We start from the raw sequence: 851 nt of genomic DNA, 5'->3' as shown, positions 1-851 counted from the left end.
GCGGGTATTCCGATGACCGTGCCTGCCCTGACGATCAACAAGGTGTGCCTGTCCGGAGTCGACGCCATCGCACTGGCCGACCAGCTGATCCGCGCCGGTGAATTCGAGATCGTCGTCGCCGGTGGCCAGGAGTCGATGACCCAGGCACCGCACATGCTCGAGAAGTCACGCGCCGGATTCAAGTACGGCGACGTCACCATGCGTGATCACCTCGCCTACGACGGCCTGTACGACATCTTCACCGATCAGGCCATGGGTGCACTGACCGAACAGCGCAACCAGAGCACCGAGGTCATCACTCGCGAGGAGCAGGACACCTTCGCCGCCGCGTCGCACCAGAAAGCTGCAGCGGCCTGGAAGAACGGTGTCTTCGACAACGAAGTGGTTCCGGTCTCGATCCCGCAGCGCAAGGGTGAGCCGATCCAGTTCACGGCAGACGAGGGCATTCGCGCCGACACCACCGTCGACTCCCTCGGCAAGCTTCGCCCCGCCTTCGACAAGGCAGGCACCGTGACCGCCGGATCGGCGTCACAGATTTCCGACGGTGCCGCCGCCGTCGTGGTGATGAGCAAGGAGAAGGCGGAGTCGCTCGGTCTGACCTGGCTCGCCGAGATCGGTGCCCACGGAGTGGTGGCCGGTCCCGACTCCACCCTGCAGTCGCAGCCGGCCCGCGCCATCGCCAAGGCATGCGAGAAGGACGGCATCGATCCGAAGGACCTCGACGTCGTCGAGATCAACGAGGCGTTCGCGGCGGTCGGAATCGCGTCGACGCGTGAGCTGGGCATCGATCCCGAGATCGTCAACGTCAACGGCGGAGCGATCTCGATCGGGCACCCCCTCGGCATGTCGGG

General features: G+C 65.5%; 1 protein-coding gene. It reads left to right on the top strand.

Features of this window, described 5'->3' with window-relative positions; all coding sequences use genetic code 11:
- A partial coding sequence (locus CH251_RS13505) for an acetyl-CoA C-acyltransferase (protein WP_094613585.1) occupies positions 1-851 on the top strand: 851 nt, incomplete at both ends.

This window comes from Rhodococcus sp. 06-462-5 (genome assembly GCF_002258315.1).
Taxonomy (GTDB): domain Bacteria; phylum Actinomycetota; class Actinomycetes; order Mycobacteriales; family Mycobacteriaceae; genus Rhodococcoides.
The sequence above is the reverse complement of the archived record's forward strand: the minus strand, read 5'-3'. Positions and strand labels throughout refer to the sequence as shown.